Raw genomic sequence first — 26425 nt, 5'->3', positions numbered from 1 at the left:
TCAATCGCCGGCGACAAGCCTTTGCAGTTCGGCTGCGACCTGTTGCACCAGCAGATCCCAGCGCCGCGGCTGCGGATGGCGGAACAGGCGCAGGGACGGATACCACGGAGAGTCTTCGCGGTTCAGCAGCCAGCGCCAGTCCGGCGCATAGGGCAGCATCATCCAGGCGGGCTTGCCCATCGCGCCGGCGAAATGCCCGACGGCCGTGTCCACGCAGACCAGCAGGTCGAGCCCGTCCAGGATCGCCGCCGTGTCCTCGAAGTCCTGCAGCTGCTTGTCGAGGTCGACCAGCGGCGCGCGGCCCTGGTACTGGGCAATCTGCGCCACCGCCGGGCCCTTCTGCAGCGACACCAGGGCGATGCCATCGAGGGCGGCGATCGGGGCCAGCGTGTCCAGGCTGATCGAGCGGTTGTGGTCGTTGCTGTGGGTGGGGCGGCCGGCCCAGGCGATCCCGACGCGGCGCAGGCCGGGCGGCACCAGCCCGTCGAGCCGCTGGCGCCAGGCGCGGACGCGATCCGGATCGGCGCGCAGATACGGGATCTCGGCGGGGATGGTGTCGAGGCGCGTGCCGGCCAGGCGCGGCAGGCCGGAGAACGGGCAGAAGGCGGCGAAGGGCGGCGCCTCGTCCCACCGGTTGAACAGGTGCAGGCCGGGGAACATGCGGGCGAGGATCGGTCGCATCTCGCCGCTGCAGGCCACCGAGACGTCCGGGCAGCGGGCGAGCACCCAGGGGATGTAGCGGGCGAACATCACCACGTCGCCGAACCCCTGGTCGCCGACCAGCAGCAGGCGCTGGCCTTGCAGCGGCCCGCCGTTCCATTGCGGCTTGTCGGTCTTGGGCATCAGCGGCTGGGCGCCAGGGATCTGGTAGCGCCACTCGTACTCGTCCCAGCCCGGCCCCAGGTCGCCTTTCAGCAGCAGCGCCTGCGCCAGCTTCATATGCGCCTGCGGCAGGTTGGGCCGCATGTCCAGCGCGTGCCGGGTGGCGGACACGCAGGCGTCCAGCTCCAGCCGGTCGTAATGCGCCATCGCCAGAGTGAACGGGCCCAGCGGGTCGGCGGGGTCCAGTGTCACCGCGCGGCGCGCGGCGACGATGGCGTCGTCCAGCCGTGCCTGCAGGCGGAACACTTCCGACAGGTTGCGGTAATTCGTGGCGTTGATGCCGCCCAGGGCGATCGCGCGCTCCATCAGCTCCCCGGCCTCGGCGATCTTGCCGCGGCGGAACAGGATCATGCCCTTGAGGTGCAGCGCATCCGCCTGGTTGGGCATCGCCGACAGGACGTGGCCGAGCATGCGGTCGGCCGCGTCCAGGCGGCCGGCTTCGAGATATTCGGTGGCCACCGCGAAGACCTCACCGGCCGGCACCGGCACGGCATCGGCGGCGGGCCGCTGCGATGGCACGGGCGACGGGACAGGGCGCAGCGGCAGGGGCGCGGTGGACGGGCTCGACACGGCATTCTCGCTTCGAGAGGGACGACAGGCGGAGGCTAGCCGAGCCCGGCGCGCGACAGAAGCTCCCGCCCGGCGCGCCGGCTCAGGCGGGGCCGGCTTCCTCAAGCCGCCGGCGGACGTCACGCTTGGTCACCTTGCCGTAGCCGGATTTCGGCAGCGCGTCCCAGAACACGATGCGGGCGGGCCATTTGTATCTGGCCAGCCGGCCGTCGAGCTGGCGCAGCACGTCTTCGGCCGGCGGTGGGTTGCCGTCGCGCGCCACCAGCACGGCGACCCCGCTCTCGCCCCATTTCGCATCGGGCATGCCGACGACACAGGCCTCGGCGATCGCGGGGTGCAGCAGCAGCGCCTCCTCGATCTCGCGCGGATACACGTTCGATCCGCCGGAGATGTACATGTCCGAGGCGCGGCCGGTGATATAGAGGAAGCCCTTCGCGTCGAGATGGCCGAGGTCGCCGGTATGGAACCAGCCACCGGCGAACGCCTTTGCGGTGGCCTCGGAATCGTCGAAATAGCCGGCGAACACCGCGGGGCCGCGCACGCAGATCTCGCCGGTTTCGCCGGCGGGCAGGCCCCTGCCCTCGCCGTCGCGGATGGAGATTTCCATCCCCGTGCGCGGATAGCCGCAACTGCCGATGGGAAAGGCCGGATCGTCATCGATGCTGTGCAGATGCGGCGGCAGGACGGTGATGTTGCCGGTGACTTCGCCCAGGCCGAAATACTGCACGAGGACGGGGCCGAGCTTGCGCAGGGCGTGCACCTGGTCGGCCCGGTACATCGGCGCGCCGGCATAGATGACGTAGCGCAGGCTGGAATGGTCGACCCGATCCACGGCGGCGTCGCGGGTGAGCATGGTGAGGATGGTCGGCACCGTGAACATGTTGCTGACGTGGTGCTTCTCCACCAGGCGCCAGGCTTCCGCACAATCCAGCCGCTCGCCGGGCATCAGCACGGTCGCCGCCCCCCGCGCCACCTGGGCAAGCGCGTGGATGCCGGCGCCGTGGGACAGCGGGGCGACCACCAGCGAGACATCGTGCTCGCTGGTGCCGGGCATGAGGTCGCAGAGATGGTTGGTGACGACGAAGACCATCTGCCCATGGGTCAGCATCGCCGCCTTCGGCCGCCCGGTGGTGCCGGAGGTATAGAAGAACCAGCAGGGATCGTCGCGGTCGACGGCGACGGCTTCGGCCAATGGCGCGCCGTGATGCGCCAGCCCGTCCCAGTCGGCGCCGATGCGCAGATGCACCGTGGCGTTCGGATTGGCGTCCCTCGCCGCCGCTTCGTGATCGGGGAACGCGTCGTCGAAGACATGGGCGACGGCGCCGGAGGATTGGGCGAGATAGGCGACCTCCGGCGGGGTCAGGCGGACATTGGTGGGCACCCAGACGGCGCCGAGCATCCAGCTCGCCCACATCGTCTCGAACATGGCGTGGGAGTTGCGGGCATGGACCAGCACGCGGTCGCCTTTGCCCACGCCGCACGCGCGCAGGCCGCCCGCCGCGGCGCGGACCCGGGCGGCGACCTCCGCCCAGGTCCAGACATGTTCCCCTCGGATCAGGCCGGCGCGGTCGGGGAAGCGCCGGGCCGTCTGCAGCAGGAAGTGCGCGAGGTTGCTGGTGGGGATCATCCTATCGCAGCGGTTCCAGGATCGAGACGTAGTTGGCCACCGCGGCGCCGCCCATGTTGAACACGCCGGCGCGGTCGGCCTTGGGCAACTGCATGGAGCCCGCCTCGCCGGTGAGTTGCATGGCGGTGATGGCATGCATCGACACGCCGGTGGCGCCGATCGGGTGGCCCTTCGCCTTCAACCCGCCCGAGGGATTCACCGGCAGCTTGCCGTCCTTGGCCGTCCAGCCCTCCAGCACCGCGCGTGCGCCCTGCCCCGGCGCGGTCAGGCCCATCGCTTCGTATTCGAGCAGTTCGGCGATGGTGAAGCAGTCATGGCTCTCGACAAAGGACAGGTCCTCCAGCGCCAGGCCGGCCTCGGTCAGCGCCTGGTTCCAGGCCCGTGCCGCGCCTTCGAAGGCGGTGGGGTCACGGCGCGAGAGCGGCAGGAAATCGTTCACCTGCACGGCGGCGCGGAAACGCACCGCCTTGCCCAGTGTACGCGCGGTTTCCTCGTCGGCCAGCACCAGGGCGGCGGCGCCGTCGGACACCAGCGAGCAGTCGGTGCGCTTCAGCGGGGGCGCCACATACGGGTTCTTGTCGCTGAGCTGGCGGCAGAAGTCGAAACCCAGATCCTTGCGCATCTGCGCGTAGGGGTTGTCCACGCCGTTCTTGTGGTTCTTCGCGGCGATCGCCGCCAGCGCATCGGACTGGTCGCCGAAACGCTGGAAATAGCGCTCGGCGATGCGGCCGAACACGCCGGCGAAGCCTGCGGGGATGTCGCCCTCCTCCTTGCGGTAGCTGGCGGAGAGCAGGATGTCGCCGACCTGCGCGCCCGGGGTGGCGGTCATCTTCTCCGCCCCCACCACCAGCGCGAAGCGGCCGCGGCCGGCGGCGAGGAAGTCGCGCGCGCCATGCACCGCGGCCGAGCCGGAGGCGCAGGCGTTCTCGTAGCGCGTGGCGCGCTTGAAGCGCAGTTCCGGCACGGATTGCAGCACCAGCGAGGCCGGGAAATCCTGCTTGGAGAAGCCGTTGTTGAACAGGCCTACGAACACCGCGTCGATCTCGGCGGGATCGACGCCGGCATCCTCGATGGCCGCGCGCGCGACGCGGCCGATCAGGCTTTCAACGTCCGGGTCTTCCAGCTTGCCGAAGGGGGAATGGGCCCAGCCGACAATGCACGCTTCGGTCATGGTTCGCTCCTTTCGCAGATCAGGGACGTGCGGGCGCTTGCAACTCCGAGGTTTCGCCGGGCGGCAACGGCACGTCGAATGCGTTCAACGTCATTGAAATTAAAGTATAATAGCCACAGACACCGACCAGTTCCACGACGCCTCGCGCGCCGAAGGCGGCGACCACGGCATCATGCAGCGCCTGCGATACGTCCCGGGTGCGGTGCAGCGTGGTGGCGTAGTCGTAAATGGCCCTGGCACCGGCGTCGGTCAGGCCGGGGTCACGGCCAGTGCGGATGGCGTCAATGATGGCGGGGTCCAGCCCGGCTGCAAGTGCCAGCGGGCGATGGGCATACCATTCGTAATGGCTGTTCCAGTGCTTTGCGGTAATCAGGATCGCCATCTCGTTCAAGGCCGGCGGCAGGCTGGTCTCATAGCGGACGAACTCGCCGAGGCGCTGCGCGCGGTCGGCCAGCTTGGGGCTATGCAGCCACGCCTGCACCGGTGGCGGCATGCGCCCACGCTTGCCGGCCACCGTGTCGTCGTGAACCCGGCGCTGTTCCGGAGTCATTTGCTCCGGTTCGATGATCGGCAGCCGCATGGCGATCTCCTCGGGTGTTTTGAGCTATATAGCTCACCCCGGCCAGCCGCACGACCGCATGGGAACGTTCCGCAAATTCCGGTCCTTGCCGGAGCGCCGTGCGTGAGTCGCGCCGACAGGCGGGACCGGCGCCTGGATACTCACGCCTGGAGTCAGGTGGCCTTCTTCGTGGCCGCCCGCTTTGGCGCGGCTCTCTTCGTCCTCGTCGCCTTGGGAGCGGCCGCGGGCGCCTTCGGCGTGGCATCCGGTTGGACTTCGGGCGCATTGCCGGCAGGCTCGCGCGTTCTGCCCAATCCGATCTTCTTTGCCAGCGCCGAGCGCGTTTTCGCGTAGTTCGGCGCCGTCATCGGATACGATGCGGGCAGATCCCACTTCTCGCGATACTGGTCGGGGGTCATGTTGTAGGCGGTCTTGAGATGCCGCTTGAGCATCTTGAGCTTCTTGCCGTCCTCCAGGCAGATGATGTGGTCGGGAAAGACCGACTTCTTCAGGGGAACGGCAGGCTCGGGCTTCTCGGCCTGGGCCGGGGCAGTGCCGACATTGGTGAGGGCCCGGAACACCGAAGTGATCAGGGCGGGCAGGCTGTCCGGAGCGACGTTATTGTTGGCGACGTGCGCCGAGACGATTTCGGCGGTCAGCGCCAGAAGGTTCGAATAGCCGGAATTTTCGGGCACTATTTACCTCCATGTCCGCTTGCTCATTTAATCTGAGATGTTGTCCTGGTCAAAGTGCAATAATGCCCCTTCGACAACCGATATGACAGCGCGTTGCCCGCACCGGCAGGTGGCCGGGTAGCGACCGGGCCATCCGGATCATGACGGCCGGCCGCGGCAATCAAATGTGTTTCAGGGCACGGCCGCCGATCATGGCACGACTGAGTATCGTTGATAATATCGCCCCCTGGAACTCACGGAGTTGGGCGCATGCACCTTCATATAGTATCATTGCAACCGATTATTGCACTCGTCGCCGGTGTTCTCATTCTGGCCAAACCACGTCTCTTGAACTATATAGTAGCAGCATATCTGATATTTATTGGAGTTGCTGGCCTGTGGCCCAATCTCATTCGTTGATCCCGCTGGCATACGAAGGCAGGCGCCCCGCCATAAGGGGGCCGGCAAACACGTGCCTCGCAGGAAATTTCACGCGCAAGGCCGCGCCGGCGGTGATCACGATATCAAAATGACATGGCAGGCGGCGCCCGGACGGGTTGTCGAGACGTTCAGGCAATGCGCTGCCAGGATTCCATTTCGGCGCCCATGACGTGATCGAGAGCGATCGGATCGCGGCGGGCCGGTGGCCGGCGCGTGCAACGCGCCGCGAGGATCATTTCGCATTCGCGTAGCGGGACGCGCGATCGCCATCGGCGGCACGACATGCCTGCGTGCAGAGATGGGAATTGGTCGCTTTAATGACGGGAATGGCGGCGCTGGTCCTGGTCGGGTCACCAGGCAGGCCTCAGACTGTGCAGGGGATGGAAGTGCCGCGGATCGCAACACCAGATATCGTACGCCTGTGGGCGATCGGCGGCACGAACAACGTCGTGCGCTTCATGGAGATGCTGGCGGCTGCGTTGTTCACACTGGAGCAGACCGGCTCCGGATTCGCGGTGGCCGCGGTTTCGGCTGCCCGGACCCTGCCGCTGCTGCTGCTCGGGGCGCTGGCGGGCGTGCTGTCCGAGTCCGTGAACCGGAAGACGATCCAGGCCGTGGGCATGGCAATCGTCGCCAGCAGTTCCGTCACGGTGTTTCTGCTGGCGCGCGCCGGCGTGGTGGAGCCCTGGCATATCGCGCTGGCCGCGTTCGTCAGCGGTTGCGTCTGGTCCGCGGACATGTCCACCCGCCGGCGCATGGTGGGCGAACTGGCGGCACCCGCTTTCGTCTCGCGGGTGATCGCGCTGGACAGCCTCGCCGGAGCGCTCACGCGCATGATCGGGCCGATGCTGGGCGCCGCGGCGTTCGGCCTGATCGGGCTGGGCGGCACCTATGCCTGCTCCATCGGTCTCACGCTGCTGACGGCGCTGCTGCTGGCACCTATCCGCCACGCGCAGGTGACGAAACGTCTGGCGGTCGGCCATGTGCCACGCGACCTCGCGGAAGGTTTCGCCATTGCCCGGCGCGATGCGGTGGTGCGCAGCGTGCTGGCCGTGACGGTGGCGATGAACATGTTCGGCTTCTCCTATGCAGCGCTGGTGGCGCCGATCGGCCGCCAGGTGTTCCAGGTGTCATCGGCCATGGTGGGATTGCTGGCGGCTGCCGAGCCGCTTGGCGCGCTGATCGGCGGTCTGGCGCTGGCGATGCGTACACCGGCCATGTCGCCGCGCCTGCTGTTCCTGGGCGGGTCGTCGATGTTCATGCTGGCGGCGATGCTGATGCCGCTGGCGCCGGAATATGCGCTGGCGTGCGGCGTGCTGGTGCTGGGCGGGTTGGGCACGGCCGGATTCAGCAACATGCAGACAACGCTGATCATCACCGGCGCACCGGTTGCCGTACGGTCGCGGCTGATGGGTCTCATCACCGTGTGCATCGGCACCGGGCCGCTGGGCGTGCTGCTGGTGGGCGCGCTGGCCGACTGGATCGGGCCGATGGCCGCGGTGATGGGAATGGCGATGTGCGGCCTGGGCGCGTTGGCGCTGGCCTGGGTCGCCTGGGTCAGGTCCGACCCGTAGCATGACGCTCTTCCTGCAGCACTATCGGTTCATACCAGCGGCCATGAAGAATGGCCGCTGGTACGAGTCGTTATTTTGCGCGCCGCCGCCCACCAACCCGGCGCGCGATACCAACGGCCCTTGACGATGGAAGGGTCATCGTCAAGGGCCGTTGGTATCAGATGGACACATCCGAACCGATAGCATTGCGCGGCAAAGCCAAAGCTGCAGCATGGCCGGTGCCGATGGAAGCACCGGCCATGCTTCAGAAAATCAGGCCGGGCGACGTCTGTTCGTCGAGCGGCCAGACCGGGCGCTGGATCTTCGTGTAGGGAATGCGCCGATAGTCGCGGCTGAGCGGGCCGTCGCTGTCGATGTAGATCACCTTCTTGGCGATCGGACCGAACGCGGCCATGAAATGGTTGGTCGATTTCACCACCACCAGCTTCCGCTCGGTCGGCTCGACGCCGACATTGCGGAACAGTTCCAGCCCCAGCGCCTGGGTGCGGTTCGAGATCAGCACCACTTCCACGCCGCCGACCTTGACGCAGGCGCAATCGCCCAGCGGCACCTGGGTGGGCCCGAAGCTTTGCCAGCAATCGCGCGCGAGGCCGGTGACCATCACCTTGGCATCGACCGGCGCGCCGGAGGTGGGGCCGATCTTGCCGCCGAAGCGCAGCGGGAACTCGGCGCCCAGGCCGGCGTCGAAGCACAGGCGCACGGCGATGGGATCCCAGATCGGGCCGATCGCCGCCTCCTGCACGCCGCGCTCGATCAGGCGGCGCAGGATGGTGGTGTTGTCCGAGGGTGCGCCGCCGCCGGCATTGTCGGCGGGGTCGGCCAGCACCACGGGCGCGGCGTTGGCAGCGACGGCGGCGGTGATGCCCGCGTCCACCTCCAGGTAGTCAGGGGCGGTCTTGCCGCGCATGGAGATGAATTCCTGGCCGATCTCGGTAGCCAGGCGATCGGCCTTGGCCTTGTCGCCGTCGGTGACGACCAGGATGCGCCCGGTGATTTCCGGCACGTCGGCATAGGGGAAGCAGTGGCCGATAGAGACGGACAGAACGCCATCCTTGCCCTCCATCGCCATCATGCGGTCGACGAAGGCGCGCATCAGCGGCAGGGTGGTCGGGTAGCTGCCGATCTGCCGGCAATCATACATCGCCATCACCGGCTTCACCTGTCCGCGCAACGTCTTCAGCACGAGGTCGAGCAGGTCCTCGGCCCGGTCCACCACGTCGGTGTGCGGAAACTCCTTGTACAGGACGATGATGTCGGCGAGGCGGACGCGCTTCAGCGTCAGGTGGCAGTGCGGGTCCAGCTCGACGCCGATGACGCAGTCCTTGCCAACCAGTGCGCGCACCCGCTCGATCACGTCGCCCTCGACGTCGTCGTAGCCATGCGCAACCATCGCGCCGTGCAGGCCCAGCAGCACGCCGTCCAGCGGCAGGGCGGCGCGCACCTGGTCCAGGATCTCGTCGCGCATGGTCTCGTAGTCGGCGCGGTTGGTGGTGCCCGCGGGGCTCGCGGCGAAGCAGCTGCCTTCGATCAGGGTGAAGCCCTCGGCGGCGCCGCGGCGGCGCGCGACCCACAGCGGCGCCGTGCACATCAGCGGCGTGTCGTTCGGGTGCTCGCCGGGGCGCAGGAAGACGCTTTCCTTGTAGGCATCGATGGAGGTCGGCAGCGGCGAGAACGTATTCGTTTCGGTCGCAATCGTGGCTGCGAACAGGCGCATGCTGGCATCTCTCCGGTGCTCGTTTGTTGGCGCTATCAACACGCGGCGTCCCTGGCACTGTCAAGCGCCAGGGACGTCAAACCATAGACTCCGTCAGAAGAACGTGCGGACCGCCGAGGTCACGTTGTAGGCGTCGTCCACCACGCAGATCACCTGCCATTTGTCGAAGGTCAGGCAGGGATGCGACACGCCGAACGAGACCATGTCGCCCACCTGCAGCGGCGAGTCCGCCGGAACGGTCATGTGGCAATGCTGGTCGTTCAACCCGGTGACGACATGGCCCGGCCCGACATTTTCCGGCGCGGCTCTGCCCGGGCGGAACCAGGTCTGCGGCAGCGGCGGATCGTCGGCGGAGATGTCGCGCTTGCCCATGGTCAGCAGCACCTTGTTCGGCTCCGGCCGCGACTGGACATAGGCCCAGACCTCGAGCGCCGGCTGCAGCCCGCCGCCAGCCGCCGCCGCCGGGGTGCGATCGACGATGTCGGCGAACAAGCGGCGGTAGCTCACGGAATCATGCGTGAGGTAGCAGCCGCTGCGCGTGACCACGCGGGTGGGGCGGCTGAGTCCGGCATGGATGAAGCGCGCCAGCACCATGTCGTAGAACGCCGAGCCGCCGGCGGAGAGAATGATCTCGCCCGGTGTGAACAGGTCTTCGGCTTCACAGGCGCGCGCAAGATCGATCAGCAGGTCGAGGAAGCCGCGCACCGTCGTCTCGATTTCCGCACGGGTGGCGCCGCGGGCGATGCCCTCGAACCCTTCCACGCCCCGCAGCGTCAGGAACGGCTCGGCCGCCTTCACCGCACGCGCGACACGCAGGCCGGACTCGCGATCGCGGCAGCCGGTGCGGCCGCCTGGCATGCCGCCTTCCAGCAGCACCTGCAGCGGGCGGCCGACCTTGGCGGCGCGCGCGGCTTCGGCGAGTTGCGCGACGCCGGCTTCGGAGTCCACGAGGCAGTAGAAATCCAGCGCCGGATCGCGCTTCAACTCGTCGAGCACGTAGCGGATCGCCTGCCGGCCCACGAGCTGGTTCGCGAGCACGATGCGCGAGAAGCCGAAATCGCGGGCGATCTGGATCTGCTGCGGTGTGGCCAGCGTGATCGCCCAGGCGCCGTCCTCGATCTGGCGCGCGAACAGCTGCGGCGCCATCGTGGTCTTGCCGTGCGGCGCGATCACCGCGTGGGAGCGCACCAGGAAGTCGCGCATCCAGTGGCTGTTATGGGTGAGCGCACTATCCTTCAGCACGGCGAGCGGCAGGGTCATGTCCTCGCGCAGAACGTTCCAGCCCCGGGCGCCGATCGCATCGAGCCGGAACGGTGCGATGCCGCCGGGCATGCCCTTCACGCGGTGGTCCAGCATGGTGCTGCCGATGTCGGTGACGTCCATTCATTTCCTCCTTGCCGGCCAGCGGCCTTGAATTATCGCAGCGTGCGCAGCCGCAAGCCGATCTCATGCGCGTGGGCCGGCGTCAACGCCATGGGGTGAAACAACAGCACCCCGTCGTCGGCGCGCCCCATGTTGCAGGCGATGGACGGCTGGCCTGCCAGCAGGCGCGCCGCCAGCCCGCGCGCCGCCGGCCCGACATCCCAGGCCAGCATCGGCACCGGGCCGCTTGCGATCCGCAGGTCGTCGCCGCCGGCGGCGTCCATGATCGTCTGCAGGATGGCGCGCCAGCTTTCGCGCCGTGCCGCGGGATCGGCGGCGGCGAAGCGTTGCAGCGCCACCAGCAGGCCGGCGATCTCCTCCTTGCCCACCTTGCAGGAACGGCCGATGCCGTGATGCGGCAGGCCGCGCAATTGCGCGAGTGCGGCGAACTCCGCCGGCGGCGACCATGTTTCGGGATCGACATCGAGGTCGAGCATCTGCAGCAGGGCGGAGGCAACGAGGTCGGCGCGGCCGCACAATATGCCCGAGGATTGCGGGCCGCCGATCGCCTTGCCGCCGCTGAAGCAGACCAGGTCGGCTCCCTCGTCCAGATAGCGCTTCAGGTTGCAGGCCGGCGGCAGCTGCGCCGCGGCGTCCACAAGCACCGGCAGGCCGTGCCGGCGCGCGATGCTGGCGACATCGCGCAGCGCCGGGCGCGATTGCGCCTGGGCCAGATAGTAGATGCCGGCCGTGTCCGGACCGATCGCCTCCTCGATCTCCCAGGCGGCGGCATCGCGCACGCCGGGGCCGCTGTAGCGGTCGGGGATGCCGACTTCGACGATGCGGGCACCGGCCACCACCAGGGCGCGGTCGTACATGTTGCGTTGGCTGCGCACCACGACGAAGGCGCGCCGGCCGTCCGGCACCTCCGGCAGGCGGTTCATGCGGCCGGGATCGAGGCCAGCGAGGCAGGCGGCCGCGCCCAGCAGCACGGCGGCGGACGCGCCGGATGTCACGATCCCTGCCGGCGCACCCGTGGCCTCGCGAATGACGCGGCAGGCGGCGGCCTGCAACTGCACCATGTCCACACAGGCCAGCGACGCCTGGCGCATCGCTTCCGCCACTTCCGGCGCCATGATGCCGCCCGACAGGCGTGTGACGGTTCCGGCGGCGTTGATCAGCGTGGGAACGCCGAGCGTTTCGTAGATCACGCCGCCGCTCGCGCCATTGCCTGGCCGCGCACGAAGTCGGCGCATCTCTCGCCGATCATGATGCAGGCGGCGTTGGTGTTGCCGGACACCATGGTGGGCATGATCGAGGCGTCGGCGACACGCAGGCCGGTCAGTCCGTGCACGCGCAACTGGTCGTCCACCACCGCCATCGGGTCCGGGCCCATCTTGCAGGTGCCGCAGGGGTGGTAGATCGTGCCGCCGAATTGTTTCGCATATTCCAGCAACTCGTCATCCGTCGTCACGTCCGCCCCCGGCAGATATTCGCTCTCGATATAATGCTGCATCACCGGCCGCTCGGCGATGCGCCGGCCGAGCTTCAGCCCCTCGACCAGGGTCCAGCGATCGAGCTCGGTGGCAAGGTAGTTCGGATGGATCGCCGGCGCCACCGTGGGATCGGGCGATTTCAGCAGGATCTCGCCGCGGCTTTCGGGGCGGAGCTGGCACACGTTCTGCGAGAAGCCGGAGAATTTGTGCAGCCCTTCGGCCGGCCGGTCGCTGGAGAAGCCGATGAAGTGGAACTGGATGTCCGGCGAGGCAAGCTCCGGCCGCGTCCTGGTGAAGATGCCGACCGTGCCGGCGCTGACGGTCAACGGGCCGCTGCGGAACAGCAGGTATTGCAGCCCCATGCGCGCCATCTTGACCTTGCTCATCATGATGTCGTTCACGGTGATCGGGAACCTGCACTTGTAGACGAAGCGCGTCTGGAAATGGTCCTGCAGGTTGCCGCCGACGCCCGGCAGGTCGTAGGTGACCTCGACGCCGGTGGCCTGCAGATGCTCGGCAGGGCCGACGCCGGACAGCATCAGCAATTGCGGCGAGTTGACGGCGCCGCCGCACAGGATCACCTCGCGCGTCGCCCGCACGGTGGTGCGATCGCCGTCCCGGGTGAAGCTGACGCCGACGGCGCGCTTGCCGGCGAACAGCACGCGCTCGGCCAGCGCGCGGGTGATCACCCGCAGGTTCGCCCGCTTCATCGCCGGGCGCAGGAAGGCCACCGCGGCACTGCAGCGCCGGCCGTTGCGGGCGGTGACCTGGAAGTAGCCGACCCCTTCCTGCACCCGGCCGTTGTAGTCGGGGTTGCGGGGGATGCCGACCTCCTCGGCCGCCTTGATGTAGGCCTCGTTCAGCTCGTTGTCGCGCTCGCCGAGGTCGCTGACCGCAAGCGGGCCGCCGCGCCCGCGCAGTTCGTCGCCAGCGCCCAGGCGGCCCTCGGAGCGCTTGAAGTAGGCAAGCACGTCGTCGAACGACCAGCCGACATTGCCGAGCTGGCGCCAATGGTCGAAGTCCTCGGCCTGGCCGCGCACATACAGCAGCCCGTTGATGCTGGACGAGCCGCCCAGCACCTTGCCGCGCGGCCAGAAGATCTTGCGGCCGTTCACGCCGGGATCGGCCTCGGTCTCGTAGCACCAGTTCACACGCGGGTCGGCAATGGTCTTGCCGTAGCCCAGGGGAATGTGGATCCAGGGGCTGGTGTCCTCGCCGCCGGCTTCCAGCACCACCACGCGGCAGGAGGGGTCCTCGCTCAACCGCGCGGCGACAACGCAGCCGGCCGAACCGGCGCCGACGACGATGTAGTCCGCTTCGATGGTGTCCATGGCCGGGTTCTCCCTGCTGGCGCGGGTTGCCTCGCATCCCGCCGGCGCACAGGATGCCGCCATGGGAGAGACAACGCCACCACCAGAAATTCTGGACGGCCTGCGCCGCATGGGGCTGCTGGGCGCCGCCACGCCGGCCGGCGCGCCGCTGACCGGGGGGGTGTCGTCGGACATCTGGCGGATCGACCTGCCGCAGGGGCCGGTCTGCGTGAAGCGGGCGCTGGCCAGGCTGCGGGTGGCCGCGGATTGGCGCGCGCCGGTCGGGCGCAATCTCTACGAAGCGCGCTGGATGCGGCGGGCCGCCGCTTCGGTGCCCGGCGCGGCGCCGGCGCTGCTCGGCCAGGACGCGGAAAGCGGGTCGCTGGCCATGCAGTTCCTGCCGGCGGCCGAATACAGGCTGTGGAAGACCGAGTTGCGCGACGGCCGCGCCGATCCGTGCTTTGCCGGCGCGGTGGCGCAGAGCCTGGTGCGCATCCACGCCGCAACGGCCGCCGACCCGTCGGTCGCGGCGGAGTTTCCCACCGACACCATCTTCTACGACATCCGGCTGGAGCCCTATCTGGTCGCCACCGCACGCCGCCACCCGGACCGGGCCGACGCGCTGCTGGCGCTGGTGGCGGCGACGCAGGGCAACAAGCGGGCGCTGGTGCATGGCGATGTCAGCCCGAAGAACATCCTGGTCGGGCCGGCCGGGCCTGTGTTCCTGGACGCGGAATGCGCCTGGTGGGGCGACCCGGCCTTCGACCTCGCCTTCTGCCTGAACCACCTGCTGCTGAAATGCCTGTGGACGCCCGCCGCGCGCGAGCGGTTCCTTGCCTGTTTCGACGCATTGGTGAACGGCTACCTGTCCGGCGTGGACTGGGAAGCGCCGGCGGCGCTGGAAGGCCGTGCCGCGCGGCTGCTGCCCGGCCTGTTCCTGGCGCGGGTGGATGGCAAGTCGCCCGCCGAGTACATCACCGAGGATGCCGGGCGAGACCGGGTGCGCCGCGTCGCCCGCGCCCTGCTCGCCGACCCGCCGGACCGGCTTTCCCAGGTCCGCGATGCCTGGAGAGAGGACCTGACCACATGAGCGACACCGAGATCGTCTTCGTCCATGGCCGCCGCGTGTGGGACAGCCGCGGGCGCCCGACGGTGGAGGCGGAGGTGATGCTGGCGGGTGGCGGGGTGGGCCGCGCCATCGCCCCGGCCGGGGCCTCCACCGGGTCCGGCGAGGCGCTCGATCTGCGCGACGGCGGGACGTCGTTCGGCGGCTATGATGTCACCCGGGCCGTCGCGAACGTGAACGACGCGATCACCGAGGCGGTGATCGGGCTGGACGGCACCGACCAGGCGGCGGTGGATGCCGCGCTGATCGCGCTGGACGGCACGCCGGCGAAGACGCGGCTGGGCGCCAACGCCATCCTCGCCGTGTCCATGGCCGCGGCGCACGCCGCGGCAGCGCATGCGGGGATCCCGCTGTACCGGCATCTCGGCGGCCACGACGCCACGCTGCTGCCGCTGCCGCAGATCCAGATCTTCGGCGGCGGCGCGCATGCCGGGCGGCGGGTGGACATCCAGGATTTCCTGATCGTCTGCCCGGCTGCGGCCAGCTTCGCGCAGGCGCTGGACTGGACCGCCGAGGTGTACCGCGCCGCCGGCAAGCTGATGCAGGAGGCCGGCACGCTGCAGGGCGTCGCCGACGAGGGCGGCTGGTGGCCGGCCTTCACCACCAACGAGCAGGCGCTGGAAATGCTGGTTCGCGCCATCGAGCGGGCGGGCCTGATTCCGGGCCAGCAGGTGGCCATCGCGCTCGACATCGCGGCCTCGGAGTTCGGCAAGGGCGGGCGCTACCGGCTGGGCCTGGAAGGGCGCGAACTGGACAGCGCCGGCATGATCGGGATGCTGACCGGCTGGATCGACCGCTATCCCATCGTCTCCATCGAGGATCCGCTGGCCGAGGACGACGCCGAGGGGTTCGCCGCCTTCACCCGCGCGGTCGGCGACCGGGTGCAGGTGGTCGGCGACGATTTCCTGGTGAGCGAGGCCGCCCGCGTGCGCGAGGCGGCGGCGCAGGGGGCGGCGAACGCCGTGCTGCTGAAGCCGAACCAGCGCGGCACGCTGACCGAGACGCTGGCGGCCTGGAACGCGGCGAAGGAGGTCGGCTACGGCGGCATCGTCTCCGCCCGCTCCGGCGAAACCGAGGACGTGACGATCGTGCACCTGGCCATCGGCTGGGGCGTCGGGCAGCTCAAGGTGGGCAGTTTCGCCCGCAGCGAACGCATGGCGAAATGGAACGAGGCGCTGCGCATCGAGGAGGCGCTGGGGCCGGAAGGCCGCTTCGCCGGCGGCAGCATGTTGGGCCGCTCGCGCCGATGACGGATGTGGCGATGAACGTCGTGTTCCACTACGCCGCCGGCCCGGTGCTGGCCGCGCGCATGGCAACGCTGCCGGGGCTGCGGGTGACGGTATGCCCGGAGCCTGACGATGCGGCCTTCCTGGCGGCGATGGCGGAGGCCGAGGTGCTGTGGCACGTGCTGAAGCCCTGCTCGGCCGCCGTGATCGCAGCCGCGCCGCGGCTGCGGCTGATCCAGAAGATCGGCGTGGGCGTGAACACCATCGATCTGGCGGCGGCGGCGGCGCGCGGCATTCCCGTGTGCAACCTGCCCGGCACCAATTCGCGCGCCGTGGCGGAAATGGCGCTGCTGCTGATGCTCGCGGCGCTGCGCCGGCTGCCGCTATTCGATGCCGGCCTGCGCACGGGCGCCTGGGGTGCAGATCCCGCGGTGCAGGACCGGTTGGGCGAGCTCGGGGGGCGCACCGTCGGGCTGGTGGGCTATGGCGCGGTGCCGCGCATCCTGGCTCCGGTGCTGGCGGCCCTGGGTTGCCGCGTGCTGTATGCGGCGCGCACGCCGAAGCCCGATGCGGTGGGCGAGCATCGGCCGCTGGACGCGCTGCTGGCCGAGAGCGATGTGGTATCGCTGCACGTGCCGCTGACGGCGGACACCGAACGGATGATCGACGCCGCCGCGATCGCGCGCATGAAGCCCGGCGCGGTGCTGGTGAACACGGCACGCGGCGGGCTGGTGGACCAGGCGGCATTGGCCGCTGCCTTGGCCAGCTTCCGGTTGGGGGCGGCGGGGTTGGACGTGTTCGCGCAGGAGCCGGCCGATCCGTCCGACGCGCTGTTCCGCCTGCCCAACGTGGTGGTGGCGCCGCATGTGGCGTGGCTGACCACCGGCACCTTCGACCGCAGCCTGTCCATCGCCGCCGAGAACTGCCGGCGCCTGGTGGCGGGCGAAGCGTTGCTGCACCGGGTGCAGTAGCGCGGGTTATCTCCCCGCAACCGCCGTCAGTGCGCAGGTGAGATGATACAGGCTGCTGGCCGGCGCCGGAGAGCGATCGACGGTGCCGCCGGGCCGCAGCCATTCCTGCCACAAGCCAGGCGGGGCACCGGCGAAATGCAGGCCCAGCAGTTCCAGGCAGCGCGCCGCGCCGATGCGGGCCAGATCGGGGCGGGCGGCGGCGGCCTTCAGGCGCTCGGTCTGCGGCCACAGGCGGATGGCGGGGTCGCAAAGCGTGCCGTCGCTGTGGACGGAGGCCAGCACCAGGCCGCTGGCCGCGTCGATGCCGTGCGCCTCGGCATGCTGCATCAGCCGGCGCATGGCGGCCTCGATCGGCGCGGCCGGCGGTTCGCGGCCGGCCGCGCGGGACAAATGCAGATGGCGGTCGAGCAGCCAGACCCATTCGAAATGATGCCCGGGCTCCACGACGAATCGCCCCTGGGCATCGCGCAGCGGCCGCAGCGACGGATCGAAGAACTCCGGCAACGCGCCTTCGGCCGGCTGCAGCAGCCGGTCGAGCAGCAGGGCGACCAGCGCCTCCGCCCGATCGAGATAGCGGCATCCGCCGAACGTCTCGTGTGCCGCGAGCAGGGCTTCGAGCAGGTGCATATGCGGGTTCTGCCGGCGCGGCGCGCGATCGGGCAGCGATTCGCGGAAGCCGCCGGCTTGGTGCGGGAAATGCCGGTCGATATAGGCCGACAGCGCCGCCGCATCGCCGTCCAGGCCGGCGCCGGGCAGCACCGCCGCCGCCTCGGCGAAGGCCAGCAGCACGAAGGCGTGGTCGTAGAGGTCGCGGGTCTGGTCGATCGGCGCGTTGTCGAGCCCGAAGCGCCACGCATAGCCGCCATCTTCCTGGCGAGCATGGGTGCGCAGGAAATGCATCCCCAGCCGCAGCGCCGCCTCGGCGCGCGGCACGCCGGCGCGCGCGGCCTGGGCGAACACGTAGGTCTGGCGGGCGGCCACGCGCAGGCGGCGGAAGGGGGCGGGACAGGTCAGCGTCGCCGGGTCCAACGACTCGTGGAAGGCCCCGGCGGCCCAGTCCACGCCATGCTGCAGCCACAGCGGCCAAGCCTGTTCGATCAGCCAGCCAGTCGGGGAGTCGGTTAAGGTCGCCGTGCGCATGGCCGCAGGAAAGACGGATTTGCCAGGGCCCGCAATGCCCGGCCGCCGCGGTGCCGATGGCGGATTTCCGGGTCTTGCCGTCTGCTGCTAATGTCCGTCCGCCCAAGGCACCCCGCGAATTCCGGGACAGCCGGCCAGTAACATGTTGATCCAGTTGGCCCGGAATAGCGGGTCCGCCGCAAAAAACGGGCATTCAAAAGCACCATGCCGGAACCATCCATCAGGAGGACCGAGACGCGGACGCTGGCGCTGATCTCGGCCGCGCATCTCGTCAGCCATTTCCACATGCTGGTGCTGCCGCCGCTGTTCCCGCTGCTGAAGGACCGGCTGGGGGTGGGATTCGTGGAGCTGGGCCTGGCGCTGACGGTGTACAATGTCGTCTCGGCCCTGGCGCAGGCGCCGATGGGCTTCGCCGTGGACCGGGTAGGGCCGCGGCGCATGCTGGTGTTCGGGCTGTTCCTGGGCGGGGCGGCGTTCATCTCGGTCGGGCTGGTGCCGACCTATCCCTGGCTGCTGGCGGCATCGGCGTTGGCGGGCATCGCCAACAGCGTCTACCACCCGGCCGACTACGCCATCCTGTCCAAGGGAATCGGCGAGGCACGGATGGGGCGCGCGTTCTCGGTGCACACCTTCGCCGGCTATTTCGGCGGCGCCATCGCCCCCGCGACATTGCTGGTCCTGGCGGCCACCGCCGGGCTGAGCGCGGCGCTGATCGTGGCCGGCCTGCTCGGGCCGCTGGCCGCCCTGCCCCTGCTGCTGACGCGCGGCAGCGATGGCGCGGCCCCCGCACGCGCGGCAGCACGGCCGGTTGACGGCCGGTCGCTGCTGACGCCCGCGGTGCTGGCTCTGGTGGCGTTCTTCACGCTGCTTTCGCTGTCGACGGGCGGGATCCAGAACTTCTCCGCGGTGGCGCTGAACGCCATCTACGACACGCCGCTGACGCTCGCGAACACGGCGCTGACGGCATTCCTGGGCGCCAGCGCCGTGGGCGTGCTGGCCGGCGGCTTCATCGCCGACAAGACACAGCGCCACGGCGACGTGGCCGCCTGCGGGTTCGGACTGACCGGCGCGCTGATCCTGCTGGTTGGCACCGTGCAGTTGGGGCCGGCGCTGCTGATCCTGACCATGGGCATGGGTGGGTTCCTGTCCGGCATGATCATGCCCTCGCGCGACATGCTGGTCCGCGCCGCCTCGCCGCCGGGGGCCGAGGGCCGCGTGTTCGGCATCGTCTCCACCGGCTTCAACATCGGCGGCACGGTCGGGCCGATGCTGTTCGGCTGGATCATGGACCGCAACGAACCGCGCTGGGTGTTCGGCGGCTCGGTCGTGTTCATGCTGATGACGGTGGTGATGGCGCTGGCGGGCGAGCGGCGGGCCAATGCGCGCCGGGCGGCCCGCCAGAGCACCGCCTGACGGTCCCGCCCCCGCTACAGCGTCAGCCCGCCATCCACCACCACCGTCTGGCCGGTGATCATGGACGCGCCGAAACCCAGGAACACGATGACCTCGGCGAGATCGTCCGGCGTGCAGCGGCGTTTCAGGGCGGCCTTGTCGATGGATTGCTGACGGCGTTCCTCGCCCCACGCGATCTGCCACGAGCTGTCCACCGCACCCGGCGCGATGGCGTTCACCCGCACCTCCGGCGCCAATCCGCGCGCCAGGTTCACGGTCAGGTTCACCACGCCGGCCTTGGTCGCGCCATAGGCAAGCGAGCTTCCGGCGGAATGAATCCCGGCGATCGAGGCGACCGAGACGATGGCGCCGCGCGATTCCTTCAGCCAGGGCGCGGCGGCCTTGGAGCAACGGAACACGCCGAGCAGGTTGGTCTGCAGCACCGTCTCCCACAGCTCCTCGGTGATGAGGTCGAGGCGCTTCGGCTCCACCACCTCGGTCACGCCGGGCGTGCCGGCATTGTTCACCAGGAGGTCGAGCCGGCCAAGGCGGCCGATCGCGGCTTCGACCATTGCCTCGCAGTCGCCGGCGCGGCCGACATGGCCGGGGGCCTCGACGGCGTTCAGCCCTTCCTGGCGCAGGTTCGCCACCGCTTCCGGCCCGCGGGGGTCGTCGGGCAGGAAGTTCACGGCGACGGCGCAGCCGTTGCGCGCGAGCATGGTGGCGGTGGCCAGCCCGATGCCGGATGCGGCGCCAGTGACCAGCGCCGCCTTGCCCGAGAGGTCGTAGCGCAGCTTGTTCGCAGCCGAAAGACTGGTCATTTGCCCTCCATATGGCCGATTTCGCGCAGGGCGCGCTTCAGGGCCAGCAATTTGCGGTCGCGTTCGCGGAACAGTTCGTCCGGGCTGCGGCCGCCCCAGTCGAAATAGCCCTTGCCGCTCATCACGCCGGTGCGCCCGTCGGCCACCAGCCGGTCCACGGTCGGGCTGTGGCCCTTCACGTCCGGCGGCGCGTACATGCGGTTGGCAAGTGCCGCCTGGGTCAGCAGCAGGCCGGTGAAATCGGCCTTGGCCATGTGGCCGAGGATGGGGATGCGCAAGGCCAGGCCGTGGATCACGGCGGCGTCGACGTCCTGGGCGGTGGCATAGCCTTCGTCGATCAGCCGGTTCACCTCCAGCGTGATCGCCGACTGGATGCGGTTGGCGATGTAGCCGGGGATGAAGCGCTGCATCACCACGGGCACCTTGCCCATGGCGGCAACGACCTTGCGCACCGTCTCGATCACCGCCGGATCGGTCTTGTCGCTGCCGACGATGTCGCAGAGGTCCACGAGATAAGGCGGCGTGTACCAGTGCGCGATCAGCGTGCGCGCCTGCCGGCGTTCGGGCATGAGCGGGAAGATGTCGAGATAGCTGGTGTTGCTGGCGATGATCGCGTCCAGCGGCGCCAGCGCATCGATTTCCGTGTACAGCGCGCGCTTGGCCTCGGGCTTCTCGACGATGGCTTCGACGACCAGCTCCGCCCCTTCCAGCGCCGCCGCCACCGTCGGGCAGCGCGTGACCGCCGCGGCCAGGCGTTCGCTGGTCCAGGACGCATCGACCTCGCCGGCGTCGCGCAGCGTGGCGAGCGCGGTCTGCATCAGCCCCAGCGAGCGCTCCAATGTCTGCTCGTTATTGTCGGTGATGCGGATGCTGTGCCCGCCCAGGGCGTGCACCAGCGCCAGCGCGTGGCCCATCAGGCCGGCGCCGAAGACGGAAACCCTCATGCTCATGTTCCTCGATTCATCCGTACGGGAAGGCGCGCTGGCGCTGCCCCACTGTGCCCGGTCAATACGTCCAGTCCACGAAGCCGGCAGCTAGAACAGGCCGCCGCCGCCCGCCACGACCGCGAGATGCTGGTCGGTGTCGCCGAACAGCATTTCGATCATGGTCATGCGCTTGAAGTAATGGCCGACCTTGTACTCCATGGTCATGGCGATGCCGCCGTGCAGCTGCACGGCTTCCTGGCCGATATGCCGGCCGGACCGGCCGATCTGCACCTTGGCCGCGGAAACCGCCTGGCGGCGCTCGGCGGCGTCGTCGGAGGCCGCCATCATGGTCGCGTACATCGCCATGCTGCGGGCCTGCTCAAGCGCCACGAAGTTGTCCACCGCGCGGTGCTGCAACACCTGGAACTCGCCGATGGCGCGGCCGAACTGCTTACGCGTCTTCATGTAGTCGACGGTGAGCGCGTGCATCGCCGCCATGCCGCCCACCGCCTCGGCGCACAGGGCCGCGATCGCCTCGTCGGCGACGCGCTGCACCGCCGGCAGGGCGCCGCCGGGATCGCCCAGCACGTCCTCGGCGCGGGCATTGGCGAACGAGACCTCGGCGCCGCGCAGCCCGTCCTGCGTCGGGTAGCCGCGCCGCGACACGCCCCCGGCCGTGGCGTCGACCAGGAACACGCCGATGCCGCCGGGATCGCGCCGGCTGCCGCCGGTGCGCGCGGTCACCAGCAGCTTGTCGGCGGAATCGCCGTGCAGCACGACGCTTTTCTCGCCGTTCAGCAGCCAGCCCGCGCCGTCGCGCGTGGCGGTGACGCCGACATCCTGCAGGTCGTAGCGCGACTGCCGCTCGACATGCGCGAAGGCGAGCTTCAGCTCGCCCGCGGCCACCTGCGGCAGCAGTGCCGCCTGCTGCCGCTCGCTGCCGGCGTGGCGCAGCAGGCCGCCACCGAGGGTGACGGTGGCGAAATACGGCTCCAGCACCAGGCCGCGGCCGAAGGCTTCCATCACCGTCATGGTCTCGACCGGGCCGCCGCCGAAACCGCCCGCGGCCTCGGGGAACGGCAGGCCGAGCAGGCCGAGCTCCGCATAGCGCGCCCACATGTCGCGGCTCCAGCCATCCGGCTCGTTCGCGTATTTCTTGCGCTGCTCGAAATCGTAGCGATCGGCGATCAGCCGGTCGACGCTGTCTTTCAGAAGGCGCTGGTCGTCGCTGAAGTCGAAATCCATGGTCCCGGAACTCCGTCTTAAAACCCGAGGATCGCCTTGGCGACGATGTTGCGCTGGATCTCGTTCGATCCGCCGTAGATCGAGATCTTTCGCCAGTTGAAGTAGGTGGGCGCGGCGCCGGCGGCATAGTCGGGGCCGTAGCCGGGTTCGTTGCGGCCATCGCCCTCGTCGCTGGCGACGTAGGGCATGGCGTAGGGTCCGGCCACTTCCAGCATCAGTTCGGTCGTCGCCTGCTGGATCACCGAGCCCTTCAGCTTCAGGATCGACGAGGCCGGATTGGGCTTGCCCTTCTGGCGTCCGCGCTCGTCGGCGACGATGCGCAGCTGGGTCATTTCCAGCGCCTTCAGCTCGATCTCGACGGCGGCCAGCTTCTCGCGGAACTTCTGGTCCTCGATCAAGGGCCGGTCGCCCACGCGCTCCAGCTTCGCCAACTCGCGGATGCGTTTCAGCCGCGCCTTCGAGGTGCCGACGCGGGCGATGCCGGTGCGCTCGTTGCCGAGCAGAAACTTCGCGCAATCCCAACCCTTGTTCTCCTGCCCGACGAGGTTCTCGTAGGGCACCACGACATCGTCGAAGAACACCTCGTTGACCTCATGGCCGCCGTCGATCGTCTCGATCGGCCGCACCTTGATCCCCGGCGTCTTCATGTCGCACAGGATGAACGAAATGCCCTCCTGCTTCTTGGCGGTGGGGTTGGTGCGGCACAGGACGAAGATCCAGTCGGCATGCTGGGCCAGCGTGGTCCAGGTCTTCTGGCCGTTGATCACCCAGGTGTCGCCGACGCGCTCGGCCTTGGTGCGAAGGCTGGCGAGGTCCGAGCCGGCGCCCGGCTCCGAGAAGCCCTGGCACCACCAGTCATCGAGATTGGCGGCCCGGGCGAGGAAGCGCTGTTTCTGCGCCTGGCTGCCGAACTCCGCGATCACCGGGCCGACCATCGAGGTGTTGAAGCCCAGCGGCGCGGGCACCCCGGCCTGCTGCATCTCGTCCTGGTACAGGTAGACCTGGACCGGGGTCCAGGTCTGACCGCCCCACTCCACCGGCCAGTTCGGCACCGCCCAGCCCTTTTCGTTGAGGATGCGCTGGGAGGCGACGATCTCCTGCCTGGTGAGGTGCTGGCCCTCCAGCACCTTGCGGCGGATGCTCTCGGGGACCGCGGTGCGGAAGAAATGGCGCACCTCCTCGCGGAAGGCGTGTTCCTCCGGGGTGAATTTAAGGTCCATGCGATCCTCCTCGATCCGTCGTCATCCGCAGCCCGGATCGGCCATGCCGATACCGGCGAACCCGGGTGTTCAGCCGGTGGCGCAGCCTCAGGCAGACCGCGCACCTTGTCCACCACCATTCACCCGGCCCGGGCGGGCTTGGACGGCGGGGCCGCCGGCGTGGCAGAGTTGCCGCCCGACCCCGAACGAGATCCGTAATGTCCCTGCCCCCCGTCCTGCAACGCCTGCGCCTGCCGGTGATCGGCTCGCCGATGTTCATCGTCTCCAACCCCGACCTGGTGGTTGCCCAGTGCAAGGCGGGCATCGTCGGCAGCTTCCCGGCGCTGAACGCCCGCCCGGCGGAGCTGCTGGAGGAATGGCTGAAACGCATCACCGGCGAACTGGCCGAGCACGACGCGAAGCACCCGGACCAGCCGGCCGCCCCGTTCGCGGTGAACCAGATCGTGCACCGCAGCAATACGCGCCTGGATCACGACCTCGAGATGTGCGTGAAGTACCGCGTCCCGATCCTGATCACCTCGCTCGGCGCGCGGGAGGACGTGAACCGTGCCGCCCACAGCTATGGCGGCCTCGTGCTGCATGATGTCATCAACAGCAGGTTCGCCCACAAGGCGATCGAGAAAGGGGCGGACGGGCTGATCGCGGTCGCCGCCGGCGCCGGCGGCCATGCCGGCACCCTGTCGCCGTTCGCGCTGATCCAGGAGATCCGCGCCTGGTTCGACGGGCCGGTGGCGCTGTCCGGCGCCATCGCCAATGGCGGCGCCATCCTGGCCGCGCAGGCCATGGGGGCGGACCTCGCCTATATCGGCTCGGCCTTCATCGCCACCGCGGAGGCGAACGCCGCCGCAGCCTACAAGCAGATGATCGTGGAGAGTGCCGCGTCGGACATCGTCTATACCAACCTGATCACCGGCGTGCACGGCAACTACCTCAAGCCGAGCCTGATGCGTGCGGGACTGGATCCCGAGAACCTGCCGAGCTCCGACCCCACGAAGATGAATTTCGGCGCCGACAAGCCGAAGGCATGGAAGGACATCTGGGGCTCCGGCCAGGGCATCGGGGCGGTGACGGACGTGGTGCCGGCGGCAACACTGGTCGCGCGGCTGGCCGAGGAATACCGGGCGGCACGCCAGCGGCTCGCGCTGTAACGCCGCATGAGCTTCGACCTGACGACACGGGAAACCGTGTTCGATGCACAGGCGGCGCGCGGCAGCCGGGTGCCCTGGTGGGTGAAGATCGGCGCCAAGATGGTGCTGTCACGTGTCCTGCCCAGCTATGCCTGGCGCCGGCGGCTGGGCATCGGCGTGCACAGCTACTGGGCGGCGACGATCGGCCATCGCGACGAGATCCGCCGGGCGATCGCGTTGCATACGGCGCTGACCGGCCGCGGGCCGGAGGCGATGCTGGAGCTGGGTCCGGGCGACAGCCTGGCGAACGCGCTGTATGCCGCCGCCGAAGGCGTGCGCACGATCTGGCTGGTGGATGCCGGCGATTTCGCGACCGCGGACATGGCGGTGTACGAGCGCATCGTCCGGCTGATCGAGGCTGACTGCCCGGACTTTGCCGCCCGGGTCGATCTGTCGTCGCGCGCGGCGATGCTGGCGAGCCTGGGTGCGCGATACCTCACCGGCGGAACCGGCGATCTGGGGCGGATTCCCGCCGGCTCGATCGACCTGATCGTGTCCTACATGGTGCTGGAGCACGTGGGCCGCGGCACGTTCGACCGGCTGCTGGCGGAGACGCGGCGCATCTTGGCCCCGGATGGTCTTGCCTATCATTTCGTGGACCTGATGGACCATCTCGGCGGCCGGCTGAACAATCTCCGCTTCCCCGATGCGCTCTGGGAGCATCCCGCGATGGCCGGCAGCGGCTTCTATACCAACCGCCTGCGCTGCACGGAGATCCTGGCGCGGGCACGCGAGGCCGGCCTCGAAGCATCGGTCCCGTTCCTGTCGCGCTGGCCCGTGCTGCCGACGCCGCGCGGCGCGCTGCACCGGCAATTCGCGGGCTTCAGCGACGCGGAGTTGCGCATCGCCTATTTCGGGCTGCTGCTGCGGCGGCCGCTGTCGGACAGGACCGTGTCCGGCCTGGCCGTGTCCGAACCGGCCTGCTGACGCGGCCGGGTGCCAAGGCGCGGCGTTGACAGGCCGGGACGCCGGGCAACAGATTGACCGTGCCTGTACCGAGGGGAAACGACTGGATGGAGACGGGTATCGCCGGCAGGGTCGCGCTGGTCACCGGCGCGTCGTCGGGTCTTGGCCGCCGCTTCGCGCAGGTCCTGGCGCGGGAGGGCGCGGCGCTCGCGATCGGCGCCCGGCGCACCGACCGGCTGGAGGCGCTGGCTGGCGAGCTCCGCGCCGCCGGCGGCCGTGTCATCACGCTGGCCATCGACGTCACCAGCACGGCCTCGGTGCGCGAGGCCGCCGCGGCGGTGGAGCAGCAGCTGGGCCCCATCGAGATCCTGGTCAACAATGCCGGCGTCAGCCGCCAGGCGCGGCTGGAGGACGTCGAGGAAGACGCCTACGACGCCGTGATGGACACCAATCTGAAGGGCGCGTTCTTCATGGCCCAGGCGGCGGCGCGGCAGATGATCCGCCACCGGATCGAAGGCCGCATCGTCAACATCGCCTCCGTCGCCGCGTTGCGCACGCTGGGGCAACTCGGCGTGTACTGCATGTCCAAGGCCGGCGTCACCCAGATGACTCATGTGATGGCGCGCGAATGGGCGCGGCACGGCATCAACACCAACGCCATCTGCCCCGGCTATATCGCCACCGAGATCAGCGCCGATTTCCTGCAGACCGAGGCCGGGCAGCGCATGGTGCAGGGCCTGCCGCGCCGGCGCATGGGCGAGCCGCAGGATCTGGACGGCCTGCTGTTGCTGTTGTGCGCGCGCGAGGCGTCACGCTTCATCAACGGCGCCGTCATCGCCGCGGATGACGGCTTCACCTCGTTCTGAGGGTGACATAGGCGGCAGC

The 26425-nt window shown here is 69.4% G+C and carries 24 protein-coding genes; 10 read left to right on the top strand and 14 right to left on the bottom strand.

Going from position 1 to position 26425, the window contains the following annotated elements; translation table 11 throughout:
- The 5 genes from OL599_RS12440 to OL599_RS12420 all read right to left on the bottom strand — a co-directional run bounded on the left by OL599_RS12440 (window position 1) and on the right by OL599_RS12420 (window position 5504).
- A complete protein-coding gene (locus tag OL599_RS12440) occupies window positions 1-1452 on the bottom strand; it encodes a tetratricopeptide repeat protein (RefSeq protein WP_264714095.1) in 1452 nt (483 codons plus the stop codon).
- An 82-nt stretch (window positions 1453-1534) separates the two neighbouring features.
- Complete coding sequence (locus OL599_RS12435) at window positions 1535-3079, bottom strand: acyl-CoA synthetase (RefSeq protein ID WP_264714094.1); 1545 nt, start codon at window positions 3077-3079, stop codon at window positions 1535-1537.
- Between the two features lies 1 nt (window position 3080).
- On the bottom strand, window positions 3081-4250 hold the full coding sequence (locus tag OL599_RS12430) for an acetyl-CoA acetyltransferase (RefSeq protein WP_264714093.1): 1170 nt from the start codon (window positions 4248-4250) through the stop codon (window positions 3081-3083).
- Window positions 4251-4269: 19 nt separating this feature from the next.
- Window positions 4270-4830: a carboxymuconolactone decarboxylase family protein gene (locus tag OL599_RS12425; protein ID WP_264714092.1), complete on the bottom strand. Its 561-nt coding sequence runs from the start codon at window positions 4828-4830 to the stop codon at window positions 4270-4272.
- A 152-nt stretch (window positions 4831-4982) separates the two neighbouring features.
- Complete coding sequence (locus tag OL599_RS12420) at window positions 4983-5504, bottom strand: MucR family transcriptional regulator (protein ID WP_347403203.1); 522 nt, start codon at window positions 5502-5504, stop codon at window positions 4983-4985.
- 249 nt (window positions 5505-5753) lie between these two features.
- On the opposite strand from OL599_RS12420, the gene OL599_RS12415 reads away from it, so the two are divergent.
- From OL599_RS12415 to OL599_RS12405, 3 genes are all read left to right on the top strand, one after another.
- The gene (locus OL599_RS12415) at window positions 5754-5903 is read left to right on the top strand and encodes a DUF3096 domain-containing protein (protein WP_264714091.1); all 150 of its coding nucleotides are present in this window, start codon (window positions 5754-5756) and stop codon (window positions 5901-5903) included.
- 407 nt (window positions 5904-6310) lie between these two features.
- Window positions 6311-7498 (top strand): MFS transporter, encoded by a 1188-nt coding sequence (locus OL599_RS12410; RefSeq protein ID WP_264714090.1) that lies wholly within the window; start codon window positions 6311-6313, stop codon window positions 7496-7498.
- 1 nt (window position 7499) lies between these two features.
- Entirely contained in the window at window positions 7500-7622 is a 123-nt protein-coding gene (locus OL599_RS12405; RefSeq protein WP_264714089.1) for a hypothetical protein, read from the top strand.
- 120 nt (window positions 7623-7742) lie between these two features.
- Here the strand turns inward: OL599_RS12405 and OL599_RS12400 are convergent, their stop codons facing one another.
- From OL599_RS12400 to OL599_RS12385, 4 genes are all read right to left on the bottom strand, one after another.
- Entirely contained in the window at window positions 7743-9212 is a 1470-nt protein-coding gene (locus OL599_RS12400) for a M81 family metallopeptidase (protein ID WP_264714088.1), read from the bottom strand.
- Window positions 9213-9305: 93 nt separating this feature from the next.
- Window positions 9306-10595: an amino acid deaminase gene (locus OL599_RS12395; RefSeq protein ID WP_264714087.1), complete on the bottom strand. Its 1290-nt coding sequence runs from the start codon at window positions 10593-10595 to the stop codon at window positions 9306-9308.
- 32 nt (window positions 10596-10627) lie between these two features.
- A complete protein-coding gene (locus tag OL599_RS12390) occupies window positions 10628-11830 on the bottom strand; it encodes a beta-eliminating lyase-related protein (protein ID WP_264714086.1) in 1203 nt (400 codons plus the stop codon).
- A complete protein-coding gene (locus OL599_RS12385) occupies window positions 11782-13401 on the bottom strand; it encodes a GMC family oxidoreductase (RefSeq protein ID WP_264714085.1) in 1620 nt (539 codons plus the stop codon). The genes OL599_RS12390 and OL599_RS12385 overlap by 49 nt, the downstream gene beginning before the upstream one ends.
- On the opposite strand from OL599_RS12385, the gene OL599_RS12380 reads away from it, so the two are divergent.
- From OL599_RS12380 to OL599_RS12370, 3 genes are read left to right on the top strand one after another with little or no spacing between them, the layout of a single operon-like run.
- Window positions 13400-14470: a phosphotransferase family protein gene (locus tag OL599_RS12380; RefSeq protein ID WP_264714084.1), complete on the top strand. Its 1071-nt coding sequence runs from the start codon at window positions 13400-13402 to the stop codon at window positions 14468-14470. The genes OL599_RS12385 and OL599_RS12380 overlap by 2 nt on opposite strands.
- The gene (gene eno / locus OL599_RS12375; protein WP_264714083.1) at window positions 14467-15756 is read left to right on the top strand and encodes a phosphopyruvate hydratase; all 1290 of its coding nucleotides are present in this window, start codon (window positions 14467-14469) and stop codon (window positions 15754-15756) included. The genes OL599_RS12380 and eno overlap by 4 nt, the downstream gene beginning before the upstream one ends.
- A gap of 11 nt (window positions 15757-15767) precedes the next feature.
- Window positions 15768-16703 (top strand): NAD(P)-dependent oxidoreductase, encoded by a 936-nt coding sequence (locus OL599_RS12370; protein WP_264714082.1) that lies wholly within the window; start codon window positions 15768-15770, stop codon window positions 16701-16703.
- Window positions 16704-16709: 6 nt separating this feature from the next.
- On the opposite strand, the gene OL599_RS12365 is transcribed toward OL599_RS12370, so the two are convergent.
- A complete protein-coding gene (locus OL599_RS12365) occupies window positions 16710-17843 on the bottom strand; it encodes an AGE family epimerase/isomerase (protein ID WP_264714081.1) in 1134 nt (377 codons plus the stop codon).
- A 204-nt stretch (window positions 17844-18047) separates the two neighbouring features.
- Here OL599_RS12365 and OL599_RS12360 point away from each other — a divergent pair, with 204 nt between their 5' ends.
- On the top strand, window positions 18048-19256 hold the full coding sequence (locus OL599_RS12360; protein WP_264714080.1) for an MFS transporter: 1209 nt from the start codon (window positions 18048-18050) through the stop codon (window positions 19254-19256).
- A 14-nt stretch (window positions 19257-19270) separates the two neighbouring features.
- On the opposite strand, the gene OL599_RS12355 is transcribed toward OL599_RS12360, so the two are convergent.
- The 4 genes from OL599_RS12355 to pimC form a co-directional block, all read right to left on the bottom strand.
- Window positions 19271-20056 carry an SDR family NAD(P)-dependent oxidoreductase gene (locus tag OL599_RS12355; protein WP_264714079.1) on the bottom strand — a complete coding sequence of 262 codons (786 nt, stop codon included), beginning with the start codon at window positions 20054-20056 and terminating at the stop codon, window positions 19271-19273.
- Window positions 20053-21000, bottom strand: coding sequence for a 3-hydroxyacyl-CoA dehydrogenase family protein (locus OL599_RS12350; RefSeq protein ID WP_264714078.1), 948 nt, complete (start codon window positions 20998-21000; stop codon window positions 20053-20055). Before OL599_RS12350 ends, OL599_RS12355 begins: the two co-directional genes overlap by 4 nt.
- 90 nt (window positions 21001-21090) lie before the next feature.
- Window positions 21091-22227, bottom strand: coding sequence for an acyl-CoA dehydrogenase family protein (locus tag OL599_RS12345; protein WP_264714077.1), 1137 nt, complete (start codon window positions 22225-22227; stop codon window positions 21091-21093).
- A 17-nt stretch (window positions 22228-22244) separates the two neighbouring features.
- The gene (pimC, locus tag OL599_RS12340; protein WP_264714076.1) at window positions 22245-23447 is read right to left on the bottom strand and encodes a pimeloyl-CoA dehydrogenase large subunit; all 1203 of its coding nucleotides are present in this window, start codon (window positions 23445-23447) and stop codon (window positions 22245-22247) included.
- A 197-nt stretch (window positions 23448-23644) separates the two neighbouring features.
- Here pimC and OL599_RS12335 point away from each other — a divergent pair, with 197 nt between their 5' ends.
- The 3 genes from OL599_RS12335 (at window position 23645) to OL599_RS12325 (ending at window position 26406) form a co-directional block, all read left to right on the top strand.
- The gene (locus OL599_RS12335; protein ID WP_264714075.1) at window positions 23645-24595 is read left to right on the top strand and encodes an NAD(P)H-dependent flavin oxidoreductase; all 951 of its coding nucleotides are present in this window, start codon (window positions 23645-23647) and stop codon (window positions 24593-24595) included.
- A 6-nt stretch (window positions 24596-24601) separates the two neighbouring features.
- Window positions 24602-25561, top strand: a complete 960-nt coding sequence (locus tag OL599_RS12330; protein ID WP_264714074.1) for a class I SAM-dependent methyltransferase — start codon at window positions 24602-24604, stop codon at window positions 25559-25561.
- Between the two features lie 86 nt (window positions 25562-25647).
- Entirely contained in the window at window positions 25648-26406 is a 759-nt protein-coding gene (locus tag OL599_RS12325; protein ID WP_264714073.1) for an SDR family NAD(P)-dependent oxidoreductase, read from the top strand.
- Window positions 26407-26425: the final 19 nt, after the last annotated feature.

It is taken from the genome of Limobrevibacterium gyesilva (assembly GCF_025989185.1).
GTDB classification, from domain to species: domain Bacteria; phylum Pseudomonadota; class Alphaproteobacteria; order Acetobacterales; family Acetobacteraceae; genus Limobrevibacterium; species Limobrevibacterium gyesilva.
Note: the sequence above shows the minus strand (reverse complement) of the source record. Positions and strands in the feature narration are given on the sequence as shown.